Genomic DNA, 21,918 nt, shown 5'->3' with positions numbered 1-21,918 from the left:
GAAACCCGGAAATAGACAGGCCGACGCCCAAAGCGTCGGCCTTTTTTTTAAATGTGTCGTTAATGATAAATAAACTCATTCCGGTTTATGCGTGGTGCCACGTCTTACTAAGGTATGCAGACAATTCGGGTCGGGCAGGGTAGCCCCAAGGTTCGGATTTGTAGGGCAGAACACGATTTTGCCGTTGTCCAGACAGATGACCTGTGCCCGGGGAGGGGCCGGGTCGACCGCCCGCTGACGTGCTGCCCCTGAGGTGGCCGACAGAGCGGTTTACGTGTCCGGGCAGCGTCGGGCCCTCGGTGGCCCATCGGTCTTATCCACTTCTAACGAATAATAGAGAGCACGATGTCAGCAATTCATGAGTTGAAACCTCTGTTCAAGGCTTTGGTCATTTCCCGAACGCTTCGCTCGCGTCACTCGCTGACCGGTCTGGGCATGGTCTGTCTGATGCCGTTCAGCGCGCAGGTCTGCGCCGAAGAAATCGCCGTCAACATTGCCGCGCAGCCCTTGCCGCAGGCGTTGCAAGCGTTCGGCGAGCAAACCAACCGGCAGGTGATCTATAACGCCGCCGACATGGCCAACCTGCGCAGCAATCGCGTCAGCGGCAAACTGAGCGCCGAAGCGGCCATTGCCGAACTGCTCAAGGGCACCGGCGTGCGCTACAGCTTTGAAGGCAACACGTTGATGCTGGTGCGCGGTTCCGCCACTGAAGGCCTTGAGCTGGGCGCGACCACCGTCAATGCACAGCAGCTGGATGCGACGATCGAAGGCAGCCACTCATACACCAGTAACGCCGTGACCATCGGCAAGGGTACCCACACCCTCAAGGAAATTCCCCAGTCGATCACCGTGATGACGCGTAAGCAGATGGATGACCAGAACCTGGTCGATCTCAAGGACGCCGTCAACCAGACCACCGGCATCGTCGGCCTGCAGGGCGTCGGCGAAGGCATGATTCTATCGTCGCGCGGTTTCCAGATCGACGACTGGCAGTACGACGGTGTGCCGATCCCGCGTAACACCTATTCGCTGGGCAACTGGGCGACCCAGGACCTGATCTTCTATGACCGCCTGGAAATCCTGCGCGGCGCCTCCGGCCTGCTGCAAGGCACCGGCAGCCCCGGTGGCGCCATCAACCTGGTGCGCAAGCGTGGCCAAAACGCACCGACTGTGACCCTGACCGGCAAGGCCGGCTCTTGGGATCACTACGGTCTTCAAGTGGACGCCGGCGGCCCGCTGAACCAGGCCGGCAACATCCGCGGCCGCATCGTCGTCGACGAAGACCAGAGCAACTCATTCATCGACCACGCATGGAGCAAGACCCACTCGCTGTACGGCGCCCTGGACATCGACCTGCGCGAAGACACCACCCTGGGCTTCGCGGTCAGCCAATCCAACGGCGAATCGCGCGGCAACATCCGTGGCCTGCCACTCTACGCCGACGGGTCGATGCCGGACGTTTCGCGTTCGACCTACACCGGTGCGCGCTGGAACCGTTCCGAAATCGACGTCACCACCCTCTACGCCGATCTCGAGCACCGCTTCAACGACGATTGGGCCCTCAAGGTCGGCACCGTGTACATGACCGAAGACAATCAGTCGAAAAACCAGCGAACCCAAAGTCCTGGCGGTCTCTTGCCGGATGGCAGTCGCGTGCAATATGCCGACTTCGTGACCGATTTCCAGTCCACGAAGGCCGGTCTGGACATGAACCTGACCGGCAAGTTCGAAGCCTTGTCGATGCAGCAGGAAGTCATGCTGGGCGGCAACTTTTCTCAGCTGGAGACGGATGATCGCTTCGCCCGTACCTTCAACAACAGCAGCGACACCATCTTCGACCTCGACAATGACCGTCCGGACATCAGCTACAACAGCCTGCTTGCCGCGGGCGGCCAGGGCACCCTCAGCAAATACGATATCCGCCAGAAAGGCCTGTACGGCACCTGGCGCGTCAAGCCGGTTGACGACCTGACGCTGGTACTGGGTTCCCGGGTTAGCTGGTACGACTTCAGCTATAAGTCGAAAACCGAAAGAACAACCGGTATCACGCCCAACGAGCCAAGCACTGGAACTGAAACCGGAGAGGTCACGCCCTACGCCGGTATCGTCTATGACCTGAGCCGCGAGTGGGCGGTATACGCCAGCTACACCGACGTGTTCCAGCCGCAAACCAACCGTGATTCCAACGGTACGGTGCTCAAACCCATCATCGGCACCAACTACGAAATCGGCCTCAAGGGTGAGTTGATGGACGGTCGGGTCAATACCTCCTTGGCCATCTTCCGTTACGACCAGGAAAACCGTGCCGTCAACGACATCGCCGGTGGTATGGAGTGTAATGGCTGGTACTGCTCGGCAGCCTCGGGGAAAGTTCGTAGCCAGGGTGTCGACGCGGAAATCAGTGGTGAAGTGACGGACAATCTGCAGTTATTTGCGGGCTATACCTACAACACCACCAAATACCTGGAAGACCCGACCAACGAAGGCAGCGTCTATAGTACCTGGACGCCAAAACACATGCTGCGCGTGTGGGGCAACTACCAGTTCACCGGCGACTGGAGCCGTGTCAGCACCGGTCTGGGCTTCACCACCCAAAGCCACACACTGGTTTACGATCTTAATAAAGATGTACCGGGTTACACCGTGTGGAATGCCCGCATCGGCTACCAGCTGACGCCGGAGATCGGTTTGGCGGTCAACGCCAACAACCTGTTCGACAAGACGTACGTTTCGCCCGCTTACAACCAGCTCAATGGCAACAATAACTTTGGCGACCCGCGCAACCTGATGTTCAGCGTGACGTACAAACCACAGTTCTGATTGCAAGCGACACCTAAGCCCCGCCCGCACTTTGCGGGCCGGGCTTTTTTATTTGCCTGCGATTGGGTGGGCGGTCACACACACCTGTAGGAGCGGGCTTGCCCGCGAAGGCGGTATGTCAGGCGACATCAATATTGACTGCGCTTCCGCTTTCGCGAGCAAGCTCGCTCCTACAGGCATTGGGGCTTGCCCGCTAGCGGGTTGCTGCCGCATAAGTAGATGTCCGCAAACCCTATAGGATGTAGTGACAGGCAGCTTTCTACCCAACGATGCCTTGGAGGTGTCAGTGAATAACGCTTCAAGCGTCCAGGCAATCATTTCAGCAGACCCCGTTCGATGGCGTCTACTCCAGCTTGTTCATTCCCTGGGATTACTGGATTGTTGGATCGGGGCAGGTTTTGTCCGGAACGCGGTTTGGGATTACTTGCACGGACGTTTCCCATCCCCGGTCTCGACCGACGTCGATGTAATTTGGTTTGATCCATGTCGCTGCACACCCACGGATGACAGGGCATTAGAAGCAGCGCTGCGAGATTTGGACTCTACGGTCCTCTGGTCAGTAAAAAATCAGGCGAGAATGCATGTTCAGAACGGCGATAAGCCTTACATTTCCACGACTGATGCAATGCGTTACTGGCCGGAGACGGCAACGGCTATAGCCGTCAGATGGCGAGAAGGAAATACCTGTGAGGTATCTGCGCCGTTGGGGCTTGATGATCTTTTTAACCTTATTGTCAGACCCACCGGGAGATTTGCAGTAGAGAAAAAAGCGACATACCAGGAGCGCTTGAAGTCCAAGGAGTGGGCGGTAGCATGGCCTTTACTCAGGCAGGAGTCTGGACTGCTGACAGACTCATTCGAATTTGGAAGATGACTGAACCAGATGCCCGCACTTTGCGGCGGACACGTCTTTGTGGAAGCGGGCTTGTCCGCGATGGCCATGGGTATCTAAACATCTCTTGAGCCACAGAGATGGGAATACATATCCATTTCTGCGGTAACGGCCGCTTAGGGTTCCGCCCTGACGGCGGGTCACTTTTGGCAAACGCCCCAAAAGTAACCAAAAGGTCTTGCCCCACCATTCGGTGCCTCGCTTAGGCTCGGCATGCCCTCCCTCCGGCATTGCTCCGGGGGCCCGCCGCGATCGGCCATCCATGGCCGTGCGCGGCTACCGCGGCATCCCTGCCGCGGTGCCCCCTGCGCAATACCTGCGTTCGGCCTCTGGGAAAAGGGGCAAGCAGATCAGGATCAAAAGCCAAAGCAACGGCAACGGCAAGATCAACAGCTTCGCGAGCAAGCCCGCTCCCACAGTTGGACGGGGTACATTCGGGGAAGATCCGTCGGCTGACAGGCCGCCATCGCAGCGATGCAGCGACCCGACAAGCCAGCCCCCACAAAGCGCACATCCAAAATCAGCGCCCATCCACTCTGCTTTTCACCACTCAACAGGCCGAGCGTTAGCTCGCCTGCAGCTGTTGATCTTGATGCACCGCGCCCTCGAGAGGCCGAGTGGAGGTTCTGCGCAGTGGGCAACCCGGCATGGATGCCGGGTTAGCCGCGCACGGCCATGGATGGCCGATCGCGGCGGGCCCACGGAGCAGGACCGGAGCGAGGGCATGCCGAGCCTGGGCGAGGCACCGAACGACAGGGGCAGAAGCGCTTTGGTTACTTTCGCGCTTTTCGAAAGTGACTCGCTGTAAAAGCGAAACCGCCAGCGGCCGTTACCGCAGAACCGGATATGTACACCATCAAACTCGGAAAGATATGCCGCGATAGCAGTGTCTCAGGCAGCACTGAAGTCGACTGACACACCGCTTTCGCCGGCAAGCCTGGCTCCTACAAAAAGCGGTTCATTCGCTTATCCGACTGACATCAAAGACAACCCGCCGATATCTTCCAGCAGGTTGCGATGGAGCGGGAGATCAGCGAGGGGCAGTGGTGGCCAGGAAGGCGTCGATCAGTGAGTCGATCAGGGCGCCATCAAAGATCATGCTGCGGTGCAACAACGGTGAATGCACCGAACATTTCAACTCGCCCGACGGGCTGTAACGCCGGATCAATGCCTCGCAGAACGCCAGCTCTTGCTCGGTTTTTTCCGGTACGGCCCACCAGCAACTGGGCTGGACCCGCACAGGTTTGAAGGTAAAGGCCTTGAAAGCCTCCAGCAGACGGTCATGCACCGAGAACGCCTGGGCATTCATCACTTCGCTCTTGACGCTTTGCACAATCGACAACAAATCACCCTGGCCCGGTTCGACCAGGCTCGCTGCCCAGTCATAAAACTGCTTGACCGAGCTGTGTGGCGAGTCTTTCAAATACGCCGCCGTACGGTCTGTGAGAGTCGGGAACAACAGATCAAAATAGTGAATGGCATCGAGGATTTCTTCCGAGGCCTCGCGGCTCTGTTCAGCGCTGGACAAGCGTCGATAGCGGGGCAAGTTCTCGGGGTACAGGTGTTCCGGGATGGTGCTGTCCACCAGGCCGAGAAAGGCCACCTGATGGCCCAGGCCTTCCAGTGTGGCGGCGATATCCAGCGCAATCGCTCCCCCCAGCGACCAGCCCATCAAGTGGTAGGGGCCGTGGGGTTGTGCCTTGACGATTTCGTGGCTGTAATCGGCCACCATCTCGTCCCAGCTTTGGCTGCCATCGCTGAAACCGCGATGCATGACGCCACGAACCGAGGCATGGGCCTTGAGCTTTTTCGCCAGCGGCTGGTAACAGAACACGATTCCGCCACTGGGGTGCAGACAGAACAAGGTCGGTGCGCTGGCCGGGGCGGCATTCAACTCGACCACGCACTGAGTCTGTTCCCGATGTTTGCGCGAAATAAATGCCGCCAGTTCGCCGATGCTCGGATAGGCCAGTAACTCTTGCAGGCGCAGTTCGATGTTCAGACGGGTCTTGAGTGTGGAAATGAACTGAATGGCCAGAATCGAATGCCCGCCCAATTCAAAGAAGTTGTCGGTCACCCCCACACGCTCGATGCCCAGCGATTGCTGCCAGAGCTGAGCGAGTGCCTCTTCCAGTGCGTTGCCCGGCGCAACGTAGGCTTGTTGCCACAGACTGACATCCAGCTCGGGCAGGGCCTTGCGATCGAGCTTACCGTTGGCGTTGAGCGGGAAGTGATCGATAAACAGCAGGTGGCTGGGCACCATGTAGTCTGGCAACTGCGCCTTGAGGGCGTTCAGTAGCTGTTCGCGCAGCTCGGTGCTGGCCGGTTCGCTGGCGATCACATAACCGACCAGTTGCAGACCGCTCGGGCACTCATGGGTCAGGACCACGCAGTCCTGCACGGCTGGCAGGCTCTGCAGACGTGCCTGGATTTCCCCCGGTTCGATGCGGAAACCACGAATTTTTACCTGATGGTCGATGCGTCCGACGTACTCGATGCTGCCATCGACGCCGTAACGCGCCAGATCGCCGGTGCGATACAGGCGCCCGCCCGGTAGCGGGTCGAACGGATCGGGAACGAAGCGAGTGGCGGTCAGGTCGGTGCGTTTCAGATACCCACGTGCCAGGCCGGCGCGGCCGACATACAACTCACCGATGCAACCTTTGGCCACCGGGTTGAGATGAGGGTCGAGCAGGTACCACGACAGGTCGACGATCGGCTCGCCGAGGGGGCTGGCCGCTTCCGAGTGCAGATCGTTCAGTGACAACGGCCGGTAGGTCACGTGCACGGTGGTTTCGGTGATGCCATACATGTTGATCAGTTGTGGCGCGCGATCGCCGAAGCGTTCGAACCAGGGGCGCAGGCTTTGTACATCGATTGCTTCACCGCCAAAAACCACATAACGCAGCTGTTGCGTCAGCGACTGCCCGGGTTCGCAGGCGACCTGCATCAGCTGTTTGAACGCCGACGGCGTCTGGTTGAGCACGCTGACTTTTTCCTCGCAAAGCAGCGCATAGACATCCTGTGGCGAGCGGCTGACCGCGTGCGGCACGATCACCAGTCGGCCGCCGTGCAACAGGGCGCCGAAGATTTCCCACACGGAGAAATCGAACGCATACGAGTGAAACAGACTCCAGACATCGTCCTGGCTGAAGTTGAACCAATCGGCAGTCGCCTGAAACAACCGCATCACGTTGTGGTGCGGCAGCAGCGCGCCTTTGGGCTTGCCGGTCGAGCCCGAGGTGTAAATCACATACGCCAGGTTATCCGGGTGCACCGCCACTTCGGGATTGCGCTCATCCAGCGAGTGACTGGACGGTATCTGCTCGAGTAACAGGCAGCGAACCTCGGCCGGCAGCGGCAACTGTTCATGCAGGTGCTTCTGCGTCAGCACCAGGGCGACGGCGCTGTCCTCGATCATGTAGGCCAGGCGTTCGGTCGGGTAGGCCGGGTCCAGCGGCACATAGGCGCCCCCGGCCTTGAGGATCGCCAATACACCGATGATCATGTCTGGCGTACGCTCGACGGCGATGCCCACCAGCACATCCAGGCCGACACCCTCGCTGATCAGTCGATGGGCCAACCGATTGGCCTGGCGATTGAGCTCGGCGTAGCTCATGTGCTGTTCGCCAAAACTCAGGGCGATGGCCTCACCGGCTCTGCTGGCGTGGGCTTCGATCAAATGATGCAGGCAGTGTTCGCGTGGGAGTCGGGTGGGTTGACGATTCCAGTCGGCCAGGGTCTGTTGATGCTCGTCCGGGGCCAGTAGTTGCAGCTCGCCGAGGGCACGATCGGGGGACTCGATGAGGCGCTGCAACAGGTTCTGCCAATGCCCGGCCATGCGCTCGATGGTCGCTGGATTGTAGAGGTCGCGGCTGTACTCGAAGGTGGCGACAAGGCCTTGATGCGAGTAGTCGATGTCCAGCGAGAGATCGAATTTTGCCTGTCTTTCTCCGGAGTCGAGAAACTCCAGTGCCAGCCCGCCCCAGTCCATCGCGGGTGGCTCGGCCGTGCCGGTGCGCCAGTTGAACAACACCTGAAACAACGGATTGGACGTCTGGCCGCCCGGTCGTTGCAGTTGATCGAACATCAGTTCCAGCGGGTAATCGGCATGCTCCAGAGCCGCCAGGGATTGCCCGCGCAGGTCGTGCAAAAAATCCACGGCGGTGCGGGTCGAATCGATCCGCGCCCGGTACACCTGAGTGCCGACGAAAAAGCCCACCAGTTCCTGGGTTTCACCTCGGTTGCGGTTGGCATTGGGCACGCCGACGGTGAAGTCGTGCTGGTTGCTGTAGCGGCCGAGCAGCAATTGCCAGGCGCCCAAGGCCAGCACAAACGGCGTCAGCCCCTGGCGCTGGCAGAAGGCGTTGAGCGCTTGGGACACAGTGGTGGGAATACTCAATGAAAGGCGCCCGGCGAGGTGTTGTTGACCGGTTGCGCGGGCAAAATCCAGGGGCAGTTCGAGCACGGGCAGCTCGCTGCCCAGGTACTGGCGCCAGTAGTCGCCGCTGCGGGCGCAGGCGGCGCTGTCGAGGTATTCACCGCGTTGCCAGGTGGCATGGTCGGCGTATTGCATCGCCAGTGGCGGCAGTTGCGCGGTGTCGCCGAGGCGGGCCTGGCCGTAGGCGCGGGACAGGTCCTGCATGAGAATCGCATTGGACCAGGCATCGGAGACGATGTGGTGCATGTTCAGCAGCAACACATGCTCGTGGGTGTCGAGCTTGAGCAGCATGGCGCGGATCAGCGGCGCCCGGCTCAGGTCGAACGGGCGCAGCGCCTGGTTCTGGATACGCTGCGCCAGCTCATCGGCGCGGGCCTGGCTGTCGAGCACCGAGAGATCTTGCTTGTGCAGGGTCAGACGGGCGTGACGCTCAACGACCTGGAGGGGTACACCGTCGATTTCCTTGAACGCGCTACGCAAAATGTCGTGTCGATCAACGACCCGATCCAGCGCCACTTCCAGTGCCCGGGAATCCAGTTCGCCGGTCAGTCGCAAGGCACGTGGCAGGTTGTAGGCCGAGCTGGTCGGCGCCAATTGCTGCTCCAGCCACAAGCGCTGTTGGGCAAACGACAGCGGGGCTCGATCCAGGCGGCTGCGGGTCGACAAGGCGTGTACATCGTCTGCGGCATCGGCCAGCAGCAGCGCCAGCAGATCATCATCAAGAAGTTCGTTCATGGGGGTTCTCGCAAAAGGCGGCAATACGTCGGGCAGGGCTCAAACCGTGGCGGCCGGGGCTTTTTCACTGATGACCTGACCCGCTTCCATCCGCACCAGTTGGTCGGCGACATCGAAGTAACGGTCATCGTGGGAAATGACGATGATGGTCTTGCCCAGGTACTTCAGTTCCGGCAACAGTTCGGTGTAGAAAATTCGCCGGAACACCGGATCCTGATCGGCCGCCCACTCGTCGAACACCAGCACCGGGCGTTCCTCCAGCCAGGCGTTCAACAGGGCCAGGCGCTTGCGCTGGCCGGTGGACAGATCCGTGGTGCTGAATGCGCCATCGCGGATGCTGACTTTGTGGGCGATTTCCAGGCGTTCCAGGTAACGGTTGGCGTCTTCGGGAACCTGCTGGTCGCCTTGCACCAGTTCGTCGAACAGGTAGTAGTCGGCAAAAATCGTGGTGAACAACTGGCGATAATCATCGCGATTGCTGGCCAGTACCGGCGCGCCGTTGAGGATGATTTCACCACCCTGTGGCGCGTAGAGGCCCAGCAGCAACTTGATCAACGTGGTCTTGCCGCCGCCGTTCTCGCCGACGATAAAGACGATTTCGCCCTGGGTGATGGAAAGGTTGACCGGGCCGAGGCTGAAGGGTTTGCTGCCGTCCACCGGAGGGAAGGCGTAATGCACGTCGCGCAGTTCGAGGTGTTCGACCACCGTTTTGGCGGTGTTCTTGTCGCTGAGCAACAAGTGCGGCTCGGGCGATGAAAACTGTTCGGCAAGGTCGGCAATCCGCTTGAAGGCGATGTTGGCGCGGCTGATGATTGGCAGGGTGATGACCAGGTATTCCAGCGGGCCTTTCATGTACAGCAACACCAGCACGAAACCGCTGAGCACCGCTTTATCGGTGCCCAGCCAGAACGATTGCAGCGCCAGTGCCAGACCGATCACCACGAAAAACAGCATCGAACCGAAGGTCTTGGCCACCACGAAGGTGTTGATTGAACGGATGTGGGTAGTGCAGATGTAGTCGGCGGTGCCTTCGATGCGCTGGCTGAACATGCGTTGGCGGCGCGGGCGATGGATGCGCAGTTCCTTGGCGCCGGCCGCAATCGCGCTGTAGTGTTTTTGCAGTTCGTCTTCAGCCTCGCGAGCGGCTTCGAAGCCCTTGATGCCCTTGGCCCGGGCCACATATTGCACCACGGTGCCGATCACCAGCGCCACCAGCAACAGGGCAAACATCGGCAGCGACAGATACGCCAGGTAGCCCAGACAGCCAAGGGTCACGGTGAAGGCAATGGCCAGCGGCGCAAAGGAAAAGGCGAAGCTGCTGACGGTATTGACATCGTGGGTCAGGACCGGAATGAGCCGATGGCTGCGATACCGCTCGATCTGTTCGATCGGGGCCAACAGGACTTTCTCGCCCAGGGATTTACGTAGCGCGGCAATGATGTGCTGCCCGACATGATTGGTACCGATATCCGACAGAATCGACGTCAGCAGGGCCAGCGCGCACAAGCCGACAAACATCATCAGCACACGGGTGGGTGGGCTGCCTTCGGCGTTCAGGGCGTCGTTGATGGTCGCAAGCAGCGCGGTAATGCTGAGGCCACCCAGCATGCCGAGCATGATCGACAGCACCACGACGACCCGGAAAGGCTTGAGCAGGCTGAGGACTTCACTGATGGCTCCGCGGGAATTCGAGGTCATGGGGGGTTCCGCTTCAAGTGCCGTTAAAAAGGGCAAAGGTTCAAGGGTTGAGCTGTGCGTGGGCGTGCATCACAGATCCCGCGTGACGCGAAAGCCGATCCAGTCGCCACGGGTTTCGGGGTAGGTGGCGTTACGGTTGCCCGAACGCGAGAACACCGGTGCTTCACCCCAGTCATTGCCTCGAATGCGCCGGGCCTTGCAGTCGCCGGTCAACCACGCGCTGCCATCGCTCGGCGCACCGACGTAGTTCTCGTTGTAACAATCGGCGGTCCACTCATAGACGTTGCCGTGCATGTCATACACGCCGAAGGCGTTGGCCGGGAAAGTGCCCGCCGGTGAGGTGAAGTTGTAACCATCAGCGGCGCCGTAGATGTTGGCGTGTTTGGCGATGCTGTATTCCTTGCCTTCATCGAACGGGAAGGGGAACGGGCCGCTGCTGCCCGCGCGAGCGGCATACTCACGCAGCGATTCGCTGACCAGTCGATAGTGCTTGCCGGTCTTCTTCGAGAGCCAGGCCACATAGGCGTTGACCTCAGGGAAGTCCATGCACACCGCCGGATGCCTGGCCGTGCGTTCATAGCGCGGCACGCCGGCCTTGCACTCGCGGCCCGGCCGGGTGTCGCCGTCGGGCATGACGTAACCGCTGTCGCGCAAGTACGCGTCCCACTCGCCGGCCAACACCTGGAAGCGGCTGATGGCCAGCGGTTTGGCGAAGGTCACCGGGTGCAACGGGCCTTCATCGGGCTCGCGGCCCACCTCATTGTCCGGGGTACCCATGGTGAAGGTCCCGGTGGGCAGCACGACCATCTCCGGGCAGTCCTTGCAGTCCTTGAAGACTTTCCCGGGCGGGGCGGGTGCGGCGGCCTGAGCGGCGCCCGGCATCAGGCTGGCAACCACGGCGGCGAAGGCCAGTGCGGGGAGCGTCTTCAAGGAAAAACTACGCAGCTCACTGTTCATCATTGCTCTCGATAAAAAGTTAAAGGGAATCAGGGGGGCTGATGCCAGTCAGTTCAGGTGCGCAACCTGTGGGAGCGGGCTTGCTCGCGAAGGCGGTGTGTCAGGCGACATCAACGTTGACTGTGGCGCCGCCTTCGCGAGCAAGCCCGCTCCCACATGGATTGCGCTATTAACCATTGGGGCTGTCGATCAGAGCTGTTGGCCGAGCAACGCCATGAAGCGGTCGACTTCGGCTTCAGTGTTGAGCAGCCCCGGCGCCGTGCGGACCACCGGGCCCACGTCGCGCTCCACGGCATCGGTGATCACGCGGTTTTGCATCAGCCAGGCGGCGACTTTGTCGCTGCTCTGACCCTCGACCCGGAAGAAGCTGAAGCCGGAAGACAGCTCGGGGCTCAGGGGCGTGACCAGTTCGATCCGAGGGTGCGCTTGCAGGCGTTTTTTCATGTAGCTGTTCAGGGCATGGATACGCGCCTGAACCTCGGCCTTACCCAATTGCAAATGCAGTTTGAAGGCTTCGTTCAGTGCCCAGCGGTACTCGAACGAGTGGTAGCCACCCGGCGTCATGGTGGTGGAGAACGCCGTGGCTTCGGAGAAGGTCGGGATGATCGGCGTGACGTATTTGACCTCTTCACTGCGGCTGCAAACGATGCCCGTACCACGGGGGCCGAACATCCATTTGTGCGTGCCGGCGATGAAAAAATCGCAGTTCATGGCCGGGAAACTCAAATCCTCGACACCAAAACCATGCACGCCGTCGACCAGGTAAATGATGCGGTCCTGCTCGTTGCGGTGGCGGTTGTGCTTGTCCACCAGGGCGCCGATTTGCGCGATCGGCAGTTTCACGCCGCTGCCGGAGGGCACCCAGGTCATGCCCAGTACGCGGGTTTCGGGTTTGATGTTCTGGTCGATCGACGCAAGGATTTCGGCTTTGGAGGCCGTCTGCGGATCCTTGAACAGCCTGATCTTGCGCACCCGGGTGCCGTCCCGTTGGGTGCGCAGATTGAGGATTGTGTGGGTCGCGTAATGCTCGTGGGCGGTGGTGAGGATTTCCTGGTCCGGGCGCACATGCACGCCGCCGTAAATCATCGCCAGGCCTTCGGTGGTGCTGCCGGTCAGCGCGATCTGTCTGGCATTGGCTTGCAGGTAACGACCTGCCCAGACGCGCACCTCTTCTTCGCGCTGCTCGATGACACCCAAGTCCCAGTCCATGGCCAGCCCAGGGTTTTTATCGAGGGCGGCACGGTGCATCTCGATCGCTTCGCGCACCGGTTTGGGGTGCGAGGTGATCAGGAAGTTGGAGAAGTGCAGGTAATCCGGATCCTGGTCGAACAATTGCCGCAATTGCGCCCATTTATCCTGCGGCAGCGAGGGCAGGGGCGTGGCGCTGGCGACGTTGTGCAGGCCGGCAGTCAGGGGCAGGCCGGCGGCGAGTATCCCGGCCTGTTTCAGAAAAGTGCGACGATCGCTCATGGTTTGCTCGTGCCTTGATGTGAAATCATCGCCGGCTTGGCGGCTTTCTGTACCTGATCCCAGACCCGCAGGAAGTTGCCGCCCCAGAGCTTGGCGATGTCTGCTTCGGAGTAGCCGCGCGAGATCAGTTCCGCCGTGACGTTGCGAATTTCACCGACGTTGTTCCAACCCTTGACGCCGCCACCTTCGTTGAAGTCGGAGCTGATGCCGACATGATCAATGCCGATTTTTCGCACCGTGTAATCGATGGCGTCACCGAGGTCCTTGAGGGTGGCTTTGGGTTCTTCTTCAAGAATCGCGTAGAGACGGCTGGCGTACTGGCCGAATTTTTTCTCGGACCAGGCGGCGATGACCGGATCACCCGGCATCAACGCCATGGCGAGGTTCGGCAGCGGCGGCAGGTCGAACTGTTGGCGCAGTTCGTTGAGTTTGTCCTGGGTGGTCTGGGTCAGCGGTCGCAGGTATTGGGAGAACCCGACCACCTGCACCACGCCGCCGCTGTTCTTGATCAGCTGCAATTCCTTGTCGCTGAGATTGCGCGGGATATCGACCATCGCCCGTGGCGCCGAGTGCGAAGCGACCATCGGCGTGCGACTCAATTGCGCGACTTGTTCCAGGGCTTTGGTCGACATTTGCGACACGTCGATGATCACGCCCAGGTCATTCAAGCGATGCACCGCTTGCTTGCCCAGGTCCGAGAGGCCGTCGAGGGCATCTGGCGAATCGTTGAAAAACGGCAAGGGGCGCGAAGAGTCGGCCCAGTCGTTATTGCCGATGTAGCTGAAGCCGAACATGCGCATGCCGCGCGCCGTCCACAGGTCCAGCAGCTTCAGGTCATGGCCCAGCGGGTAGGCATTGAGCATGCTGATGAAAATCGCGAACTTGCCTTCACCGTGCAATCGACGGAAATCGTCGGGGGTGTAGGCAATCGCGACCTGGTTGGGAAAGTCGCGGACCATGCCGACAATAATCTTGTAGCGGATTTCCTGCTGGTTGCGTGCCTCTTCGACGAAACCGGCGGTGGGCCGGTGCGGCGCGTTGGCGCCATTCCACAGTTCGGGCCAGCCGAAAATCGTCAGGGCCGCGCCGGACAGGTGCCCACGGTTAGCCTTGATCAGGTCGAACTGGCCCTTGCCATCCTTGTCGGCTTCGTTGCCCCGCGTGCCGAAGTTCTGCATCAGGCTGATGTGGCTGTCGAAGGAGAGCATGCGCTCGTGCAACTCGTCGGCCTGTTTGATCACCTTGATCGGGTAACCGAGGTTGTCCTTGAACCCGTAATACCAGACCGCAAAGCCTGCGCTGGCGATGATTGCCAAGGCCAGCGGCAGGCCGATGTAAAGAGCCTTTTTCGAACGTGGTTTTGTCATTGCCATCTCAGTCAGGTTCGCCGCCCCGGTGCGGGCGCAGGGGCCTTTGCTATCTGGGAGGAACGAGTGGCTGGCCGGGAAATTTAGGTGAGCTTGAGGGCCTCTTCGCGGGCAAGTCGGATCGCCGCACCGCTCGCTCCTACAGGAATGTCGCCGATATCCTGACCGGCGCGAATCTGTAGGAGCGAGGCTTGCCCGCGAAGCTCTTAAATTTGTGCGCGCAACAAACGTTCTAGCTTGGATAAAGCCTGCTTCATGGCTGACACAGGTAGGGCAATGACGATTTCTCGACGATGGTTCATGGCAGGCCTGGCGCTGACCGGCGCTGCTGTGCCTGCGGCTTTTTATGGGCATCGCGAATGGACGAAGCCAGACCCGACGATCACCCCGGGTGAAGCGACCGTCGACCTGGCGGACACCGCGGGTCAGCAGTTGGCCAACTCGCTGCGAGGCATCTGGGATATCCGCTTCGAAGGTTCCCGTGCGGGCCTCGACGGTTTACCGCAGAACGGGCTGGAACTGTTTCTCGACATCGCTCAGCGCGGCCGCGGCCTGCGTGGTTGCCTCGATACGGCGCAGCAACTACGTGGCGAAGCCGAGCCGCGTTACCGGGTGATCGGCGATCTGGTTTCGCCAGACGCCAGTCAGCTGTACTGGCGTCTGGTCGATACACGATCGGCCAACGGCGCACCGGCCTATGAACTGGCGGTCACGCTCGATGAGGTCTGGGCTGATTTCGGCAATGCCGGCAGTGGCACGCTCAGCGGGCGGATTCTGCGTCTGGATCGCCCGCTCGGCTTGCCGGAACTGGACAATCGATTTATCGCGCGCAAGCGGCTGTTTCCCGAAGCCCGCGAGCGTGTCGGTCTGAATCCGCCGTTGCTGGCGTGGCTGATTTCCCCCGAACACCGCTTGTTCCACCAGCTCTGGCACGCCACGCGGGACAAATGGCACAAACTCTCCGAAGACCAGCGCGGCGCCTTGCGTGGTATCGGTTGGCAGCCGGGCCCGCGGGGCGAGGAGCGCGATGCCCGTGGGCCGCGCAAAGACCGGAATGGCTCGGGGGTGGATTTTTTCTTCATGCATCGACACATGCTCGGCACTGCGCGTTCGATGCAGGACCTGCCGTCCTGGCCGAGCTTCCCGATGCCGCAGCCGGAACTTGAGCGCGACCGCCAGGGCTTTGCCCGCTATTTCGACAATCACGATGGCACGGCGCTGCCGCCCACCTGGCTGGCCGCCGAAGACACCGAGTACACCCGGTGGGTCAGCGACATCAAGACGGCCGAGACCTATCACAGTAATTTCCAGGTTTGGGAATCGCGCTACAGCGATCCGCGTTATCTGTCGAAGCTGACCCTGGGGCAGTTCGGTTCCGAGATCGAGCTAGGCCTGCACGACTGGCTGCACATGCGCTGGGCCTCGGTGCCACGCGATCCCTCCAATGGTCAGCCGGTGCCTTTTGCCCGGGATCCGGCGGACTTTTCCGCGCGTTGGTATGCGCCGGAGAACGACTTCCTCGGTGACCCGTTTTCCTCTCATGTGAACCCGGTGTTCTGGCACTTCCACGGCTGGATCGACGATCGTCTGGAAGACTGGTATCGCGCCCACGAACGTTTCCATCCGGGGGAAGTCAGTCGGCTTGAGGTCAATGGCGTGCCCTGGTTCGCCCCCGGTCGCTGGGTTGAAGTCGATGATCCGTGGCTCGGCCCGAGCACCCACGGTTGCAGCACCACGCCGGGATTACAGATCGGCAAGTCGGTGGAAATGGACCCGGAAACCATGAAGCTGGCGCTGCGCATTACCTTTGGCACGGACGAAAAGAAACTGACGGATTTGTTCCGTCGCGTGCCGCAACGGCCGTGGTATGCGCGGAATCTGAAGGTCAAGCCGCTGTCGAGTTAAGCCGGGGGGACCGAGTTATCGTTCATTCGCGAGCAAGCCCGCTCCCACAGGTTATGTGTCGTGCCCCGATCATGCGGTACACATAGAACCCTGTGGGAGCGGGCTTGCTCGCGAAAGCGGTTTAACAGTCACTACTATTACATCGCCTGCCACCCCCCACCCAACGCCTTGTACAAGGCAATACTCGCCTGCAACCTCGACAACCGCAGTTGCACATTCGAATCCTGCGCCGCATACAACGTGCGCTGCGTTTCCAGCACCGTCAGCAAATCCTCGGCACCGGCCTGATAACGACTTTGCGCAATGTTGAACGCGGTCTGCGCCTGGTTCAATTCTTCGCGTTGCCACTCCCGCTGTTCCTCCAGGCCGCGAATGCTGTTGAGGGCTTTTTCGACGTCGGCAAAACCGTTGATGATCGCGCCTCGATAGGTTTCCAGCAGTGCTTGTTGACGGGCCGTGGCCTTGTCGCGCTCAGCGCCGAGGCGGCCGTTATTGAAGATCGGCGCGACCAGCCCGGCGGTCAGGTTGTAGAACGGGTTGCGCAGAATATCGTTGGCTGTGTTGGCGCCCGAACCGATGTTGGCGCTCAGGGTCACGGCGGGCAGCATCGCGGCGCGAGCGACAGTGACGTCGGCCTGGGCGGCGGCCAGTTGCGCTTCGGCGCGGGCGATGTCTGGGCGGCGGCTGAGCAGTTCGCTGGGCAGCCCGGCCCCGATGGCAGGCCACTGCAGTTGATCGAAGGACTCCTGGCTGGGCGGCAGTTGCTGAACCGGCCGGCCAAGGAGGGCGGCGAGGCTGATCAGGGCCTCCTCGGCTTGCTGGCGAATCAGCGGCAGTTGCCGTTGTTGCGCCGCCACCAGACTTTTCTGTTGCGCCAGTTCCAGTGCGGTGGCCGAGCCTGAGTCGAAACGGGTCTGCACCAGTTTCAGGACGTTCTGTGCGTTGGCCAGGTTCAGCTCGGCAATGCGACTTTGTTCCCCCAGCGCCAAGGTTTGCGCGTAGCGGTCGGCAACCCCGCTGAGCAGGGTCAACTCAACCGTAGCCTGATCGAACTCGCTGGCGCGCAGCCCGAACTGCGCACTGTCTCGGGACGCGCGTTTGCCGCCCCAAAAGTCAATTTCGTAACTGGCGCTGAGGCTGGCGTCAAAGTAGTCCACGGCTTTATCGCTGCTGCTGGCATCGAGTTGGCGGTAGCCGTTGCCGCGCAGCAGTCTCTGGTGGTTGGCGTTCATGCCGGCCGTGACCTCTGGTAACTGCGAGCCGCCGGCAATCACCGCGTCGGCCTGAGCCTGGCGCACCCGGGCGATGGCGGCGGCCAGATCATAGCTGCCGACGCGGGCCTGTTCGATCAGGCGATCGAGCTGCGGGCTGCCAAACTGCGTCCACCATTGCCGATTCGCTTGGGAAGCGCTTTCGCGGTGTGGCGATTGCCAGGCCGGCGGGGGTTTAATGCCGCTGTCCGGGCGCGGAGCGGGGTGGCTGCACGCGCCGAGTAACAGGCAAAGGGTCAACAGGCTCAGTTGCGGTTTCATAGATCGATCATTCACTGGTAAGGGCCGTGACCGGGTCGAGCCGGGCAGCTTTGCGGGCCGGCATGAAGCCGAAGACAACGCCGGTGATCAGTGCGCAGGCGAACGCGCCGGTGACGGCCGCCAGGGAAAAGGCCACCGCGACTTTGCTGAGCACCAATACGCCGCCGACGATCAGCGCCAAGGCGATGCCGGCGATCCCGCCGACCACCGAGAGCATCACTGCTTCGGTAAGGAACTGGCGCAGAATGTCGCGTTGACGGGCTCCAGTGGCCATACGGATGCCGATCTCCCGGGTCCGTTCGCGCACGGTCATGAGCATGATGTTCATCACCCCGATCCCGCCCACCAGCAACGAGATCGCTGCAATCGAACCGAGCATCAGCGACAGCGTATTCTGCGTGCGGGCTTCGGCCTGAATCATTGCGGCATTATTGGTGAGTTCGAAATCGTATTTGCCGTTGTGCAGGCGCAGCATCAACTGCTCGATGGCTTTTTCGGTTTCTTTGACCTTGCGCGCATCGGCCGCGGCAATGGTCACGTATTCGGGGTTTTGGCTGCCGAACAGCCGGACACTGGCCGCCGAGTAGGGCACGGCGATCCGGTTGTCGCTGTCGGAGTCGCCGGAACTGGCGCCTTTTTCGGCGAGCACGCCCACGACCTGAAAGGGCACGTTCTCGATCAGGATGTATTGACCGATGGGGTTGGTGACATCCTTGAGCAGCTTGGTGCGAACCTTATGGCCGATCACTGCGACCGCCGCCGCGTTGTGTTCATCGGCCTCGGTGAAGTAGCTGCCCTGGACCACCGGCCAGTTGAAGATCGTCGGAAAGTTCGTGTCATTGCCGCCGACATAACTCAAGTGGTCGAGGTTGCCGAAACGCACCCCGGCCTGCGCGCCATTGACCGGCATGATCCGCATGACCTGCGGCAGGCTGGCCAGCGCCGCGACGTCATCGAGGGTCACGATGCCCGACGATGTGCGCGGGTTGGGGGCGGAGCCGCTGAGGTAAATGAGGTTCGAGCCGAATGCCCCCATCTGCGCCATCACCTGACGCTTGCTGCCTTCGCCGACGGCCAGCATCACCACCACCGAAGCGACGCCGATGATGATCCCCAGCAGCGTCAGGGCGGTGCGGAAACGATTGATCCACATCACCCGCCAGGCCGCATGTACGGCATCGATCAGTTCACCTTTCCAGGCGCCGGTGGCCTCGGCGCCTTCGGTCAGCCGCTTGCGCAAATCCACCGCTTGCAAGGCGCCCGGGTTGGCGGACTGTAGCGGAGCTGCATCATTGGCGCTGTCACTGATGATCAGGCCGTCACGGATTTCGATGACGCGTTTGGCCCGTGCCGCCACATCGCGGTCGTGGGTGATGAGGATCACCACGTGGCCCTGACTCGCCAGTTCGTCGAGCAGCGCCATGACCTCGGCGCCGCTGTGGCTGTCGAGGGCGCCGGTGGGTTCGTCGGCGAGGATGATATGGCCGCCGTTCATCAAGGCGCGAGCGATGGACACCCGTTGCTGCTGCCCGCCGGAGAGCTGATGCGGACGGTTGCCGGTGCGTGACGCCAGGCCGAGACGATCGAGCAGGGCGGCGGCACGGGCATGGCGTTCGGTCGCCGGAGTGCCAGCATAGATCGCCGGCATCTCAACGTTTTCCTGGGCCGAGCCGGACGGAATCAGGTGATAACCCTGAAACACGAAACCGAATGCCTCGCGGCGTAGCCAGGCCAGTTCATCGCCGTCGAGTCGGGCGACGTTTTCTCCCGCGAACAGATACTCGCCGGACGTCGGCCGGTCGAGGCAGCCGAAGATGTTCATCAGCGTCGATTTGCCGGAACCGGAAGCGCCGACGATCGCCACAAACTCCCCGGCGTGGATCGACAGGTCGATGCCGCGCAATACGTGGACTTCAGGTGCGTCGCCGCCACCGTAGGATTTACGAATGTCTTGCAGGTCGATCAGAGGCGTTTGCATTCAGCCTCCGCTGCCGTCGACGGGGCCGATCAACAGGTGATCGCCGTCGTCCAGCCCGTCGAGGATCTGCACGTTCAGGCGATCGCTGATGCCGGTGCGCACAGTCCGTTGCTCGATGTCACCGTTTTGGGCGACGACCAGAGCCGTTTGACTGTCGGCCTGCGGGCCGCCCTGCAAGGCCGCAACCGGCGCGGTGAGGACGTTTTTTGCCTGGTGGGAGACAAAGAACACTTGGGTGGTCATTTCCGCCATCAGCGCGTTGTCGGTGTTGTCGACGTCCAGCAGCACCGTGTACAGCACCACGCGACCGGTGCCGCTCTTATTGGAACTGGCCGGGCTGCCGCCACCCCGGCTGGTCTGATCCAGTGGTTTGGGCGGTATCGGCAAGATCTGTCGGACCGTGCTGCTCCAGCGCCGATTGCCGCCGCTGAGTGTGGTGAACCAGGCGGTCATGCCGGGTTTGACGTGTCCGATATCTGCCTCCGAAACCTCGGCCCAGACTGTCATGGGCGACAGTTTGGCGATGCGCAGGATCAGCGGCGTTTGCTGTTGGGCGTTGAGGGTCTGGCCTTCACGGGCATCGAGGGCGACGACCGTTCCGCTCATCGGTGCGTAAATGCGCGTGTAGCCGAGCTCGGCCTGATCGCTGCGCAGGCTGGCCTGGGCCTGGCGGATTTGTGCCTCGAACATGTCGATGCGCGCCTGGGTTGTGCGCCGTTCGGCCAGGGCCGTTTGCACATCTTCGTCGCGTGTGGCGCCGCCGGCGGCGAGGTTCTGTTGGCGTTGATATTTCTGCCGGGCCAGGTCGTGTTGTGCCCGTTGCTCCTGAAGCTGCGCCTTGAGGTTGTCGATGGAAAAACGCCCGGCGTCGAGTCTGGCCTGCTGAGTGGAAGGGTCTATTTCCACCAGCAACTGGCCTTCCTTGACGACATCACCGACCTCCACATGAATCTTTTGAATCTGCCCTGAGGCCTGGGCGCCGACATCGACATACCGTCGCGGTTGCAGGGTCCCCAACGCCGTGACGCTGCTTTCAATGTCGCCGCGAGCGACCTGGACCGTGGCGAACCGGTCACGGCCGGGAGGCAGAACCTGCCAGGCCGCGACAGCGATAACGGGGATCAGACAAAGGGCTACAAGCAGGGCGCGTCGGGTGTGACGGGGACGTTTCATGCAGGGTTCCGGCCAATTAGATTCGGCCCGTCGCTCAGGTGACGCGCAAAATCTGGCGACAGCTGGACGCTGTCGGAAGGGCCGACAGACACGGGAAGCTGTCCTGTAAACGATGGAAGACGCGGGGAATTTAAGCGTGGACGCTTGGAAGGACAGGCAAGGGTTACAGGTCTAGGACAGCACTATTTACCAGGCAAATAGAAACAGCGCTTTAAATCTATATGAGAATTACTATAAATTACACGCTCGAACTGCCACCATCGTGCCACTGCCTACCCGGCGGTCGCGGATCTGGTTCAAGGATAGAAACCGCACCCTTTGCGGCCGGGAGTCATGTTGGAAAACTACTATCGCGAGCTGGTGTATTTCCTGAACGCCAAGCTAGGCAATCGTCAGGTGGCCGAAGATGTGGTGCATGACGCTTATCTGCGAGTGCTGGAGCGTTCCAGCGATACGCCGATCGAACAACCCCGGGCGTTTCTCTATCGCACCGCGCTCAATCTGGTAATCGACGACCACCGCCGCAATGCCTTGCGTCAGGTCGAATCCCTGGACGTGCTCGACAGCGAAGAACGCTACTTCACGCCATCCCCCCATAACAGTATCGATCACGGTCAACGCCTGGACATGCTCCAGCGCGCACTGGCGGAGCTGCCAAGGCTGTGTCGCGAGAGTTTTCTTTTGCGCAAGATCGACGGCTTGTCGCACCCGCAAATCGCCGAACACCTGGGCATTTCCCGAGCGCTGGTGGAAAAGCACATCGTCAATGCCATGAAGCATTGCCGGGTGCGCATGCGCCAGTGGGACGCCCATTGATCGGCACCGTTTAAGCCTGCCTCGTTAAATTTTTTTTCATTGTCCTCGTTCCTATTCAACAGACGATCTGCTGCCGCCAAAGGCCGGTCAGGTCACCCAGGCTTTATCCCCGCTGCTCCGGGGTTCATCCAGAG

At 61.0% G+C, this 21,918-nt stretch carries 12 protein-coding genes; 4 read left to right on the top strand and 8 right to left on the bottom strand.

Features of this window, described 5'->3' with window-relative positions; genetic code table 11:
- The first annotated feature begins 345 nt into the window (after nt 1-345).
- Nucleotides 346-2,820: a TonB-dependent siderophore receptor gene (locus MEB48_RS05970; RefSeq protein WP_237882771.1), complete on the top strand. Its 2,475-nt coding sequence runs from the start codon at nt 346-348 to the stop codon at nt 2,818-2,820.
- A gap of 286 nt (nt 2,821-3,106) precedes the next feature.
- Entirely contained in the window at nt 3,107-3,694 is a 588-nt protein-coding gene (locus tag MEB48_RS05965; protein WP_237882769.1) for a nucleotidyltransferase family protein, read from the top strand.
- Nucleotides 3,695-4,742: 1,048 nt separating this feature from the next.
- Here MEB48_RS05965 and MEB48_RS05960 read toward each other — a convergent pair.
- The 5 genes from MEB48_RS05960 to pvdM form a co-directional block, all read right to left on the bottom strand.
- Nucleotides 4,743-8,888, bottom strand: coding sequence for an amino acid adenylation domain-containing protein (locus tag MEB48_RS05960; protein WP_237882767.1), 4,146 nt, complete (start codon nt 8,886-8,888; stop codon nt 4,743-4,745).
- Between the two features lie 39 nt (nt 8,889-8,927).
- The gene (locus tag MEB48_RS05955) at nt 8,928-10,586 is read right to left on the bottom strand and encodes a cyclic peptide export ABC transporter (protein ID WP_237882765.1); all 1,659 of its coding nucleotides are present in this window, start codon (nt 10,584-10,586) and stop codon (nt 8,928-8,930) included.
- Nucleotides 10,587-10,655: 69 nt separating this feature from the next.
- Nucleotides 10,656-11,543 carry a dihydropyoverdine dehydrogenase gene (gene pvdO / locus MEB48_RS05950; protein ID WP_237882763.1) on the bottom strand — a complete coding sequence of 296 codons (888 nt, stop codon included), beginning with the start codon at nt 11,541-11,543 and terminating at the stop codon, nt 10,656-10,658.
- Nucleotides 11,544-11,732: 189 nt separating this feature from the next.
- Entirely contained in the window at nt 11,733-13,013 is a 1,281-nt protein-coding gene (gene pvdN, locus MEB48_RS05945) for a pyoverdine-tailoring periplasmic protein PvdN (RefSeq protein WP_237882761.1), read from the bottom strand.
- Complete coding sequence (gene pvdM / locus MEB48_RS05940; protein WP_237882759.1) at nt 13,010-14,380, bottom strand: pyoverdine-tailoring dipeptidase-like protein PvdM; 1,371 nt, start codon at nt 14,378-14,380, stop codon at nt 13,010-13,012. The genes pvdN and pvdM overlap by 4 nt, the downstream gene beginning before the upstream one ends.
- Nucleotides 14,381-14,656: 276 nt before the next feature.
- Here pvdM and pvdP point away from each other — a divergent pair, with 276 nt between their 5' ends.
- The gene (gene pvdP / locus MEB48_RS05935) at nt 14,657-16,285 is read left to right on the top strand and encodes a pyoverdine maturation tyrosinase PvdP (RefSeq protein ID WP_237882757.1); all 1,629 of its coding nucleotides are present in this window, start codon (nt 14,657-14,659) and stop codon (nt 16,283-16,285) included.
- Nucleotides 16,286-16,422: 137 nt separating this feature from the next.
- Here pvdP and MEB48_RS05930 read toward each other — a convergent pair whose 3' ends face one another.
- The 3 genes from MEB48_RS05930 to MEB48_RS05920 are packed head-to-tail and all read right to left on the bottom strand — an operon-like array spanning nt 16,423 to nt 20,968.
- Entirely contained in the window at nt 16,423-17,817 is a 1,395-nt protein-coding gene (locus MEB48_RS05930) for an efflux transporter outer membrane subunit (protein ID WP_237882755.1), read from the bottom strand.
- A gap of 7 nt (nt 17,818-17,824) precedes the next feature.
- On the bottom strand, nt 17,825-19,795 hold the full coding sequence (locus MEB48_RS05925; RefSeq protein ID WP_237882753.1) for a MacB family efflux pump subunit: 1,971 nt from the start codon (nt 19,793-19,795) through the stop codon (nt 17,825-17,827).
- Nucleotides 19,796-20,968 carry an efflux RND transporter periplasmic adaptor subunit gene (locus MEB48_RS05920; RefSeq protein WP_237882751.1) on the bottom strand — a complete coding sequence of 391 codons (1,173 nt, stop codon included), beginning with the start codon at nt 20,966-20,968 and terminating at the stop codon, nt 19,796-19,798.
- A gap of 333 nt (nt 20,969-21,301) precedes the next feature.
- On the opposite strand from MEB48_RS05920, the gene MEB48_RS05915 reads away from it, so the two are divergent.
- Nucleotides 21,302-21,784, top strand: coding sequence for a sigma-70 family RNA polymerase sigma factor (locus tag MEB48_RS05915; RefSeq protein WP_330932694.1), 483 nt, complete (start codon nt 21,302-21,304; stop codon nt 21,782-21,784).
- Nucleotides 21,785-21,918 lie beyond the last annotated feature (134 nt).

Source organism: Pseudomonas sp. PGPR40 (genome assembly GCF_022014505.1).
In the GTDB taxonomy this organism is placed as follows: Bacteria; Pseudomonadota; Gammaproteobacteria; order Pseudomonadales; family Pseudomonadaceae; genus Aquipseudomonas.
Note: the sequence above shows the minus strand (reverse complement) of the source record. Positions and strands in the feature narration are given on the sequence as shown.

Coding starts and splice junctions, on each gene's coding strand:
- MEB48_RS05970 (WP_237882771.1), top strand. CDS start 346: ATGTCAGCAATTCATGAGTTGAAACCTCTGTTCAAGGCTTTGGTCATT.
- MEB48_RS05960 (WP_237882767.1), bottom strand. CDS start 8,888: ATGAACGAACTTCTTGATGATGATCTGCTGGCGCTGCTGCTGGCCGAT.
- MEB48_RS05955 (WP_237882765.1), bottom strand. CDS start 10,586: ATGACCTCGAATTCCCGCGGAGCCATCAGTGAAGTCCTCAGCCTGCTC.
- pvdO (WP_237882763.1), bottom strand. CDS start 11,543: ATGAACAGTGAGCTGCGTAGTTTTTCCTTGAAGACGCTCCCCGCACTG.
- pvdN (WP_237882761.1), bottom strand. CDS start 13,013: ATGAGCGATCGTCGCACTTTTCTGAAACAGGCCGGGATACTCGCCGCC.
- pvdM (WP_237882759.1), bottom strand. CDS start 14,380: ATGACAAAACCACGTTCGAAAAAGGCTCTTTACATCGGCCTGCCGCTG.
- pvdP (WP_237882757.1), top strand. CDS start 14,657: ATGACGATTTCTCGACGATGGTTCATGGCAGGCCTGGCGCTGACCGGC.
- MEB48_RS05930 (WP_237882755.1), bottom strand. CDS start 17,817: ATGAAACCGCAACTGAGCCTGTTGACCCTTTGCCTGTTACTCGGCGCG.
- MEB48_RS05925 (WP_237882753.1), bottom strand. CDS start 19,795: ATGCAAACGCCTCTGATCGACCTGCAAGACATTCGTAAATCCTACGGT.
- MEB48_RS05920 (WP_237882751.1), bottom strand. CDS start 20,968: ATGAAACGTCCCCGTCACACCCGACGCGCCCTGCTTGTAGCCCTTTGT.
- MEB48_RS05915 (WP_330932694.1), top strand. CDS start 21,302: ATGTTGGAAAACTACTATCGCGAGCTGGTGTATTTCCTGAACGCCAAG.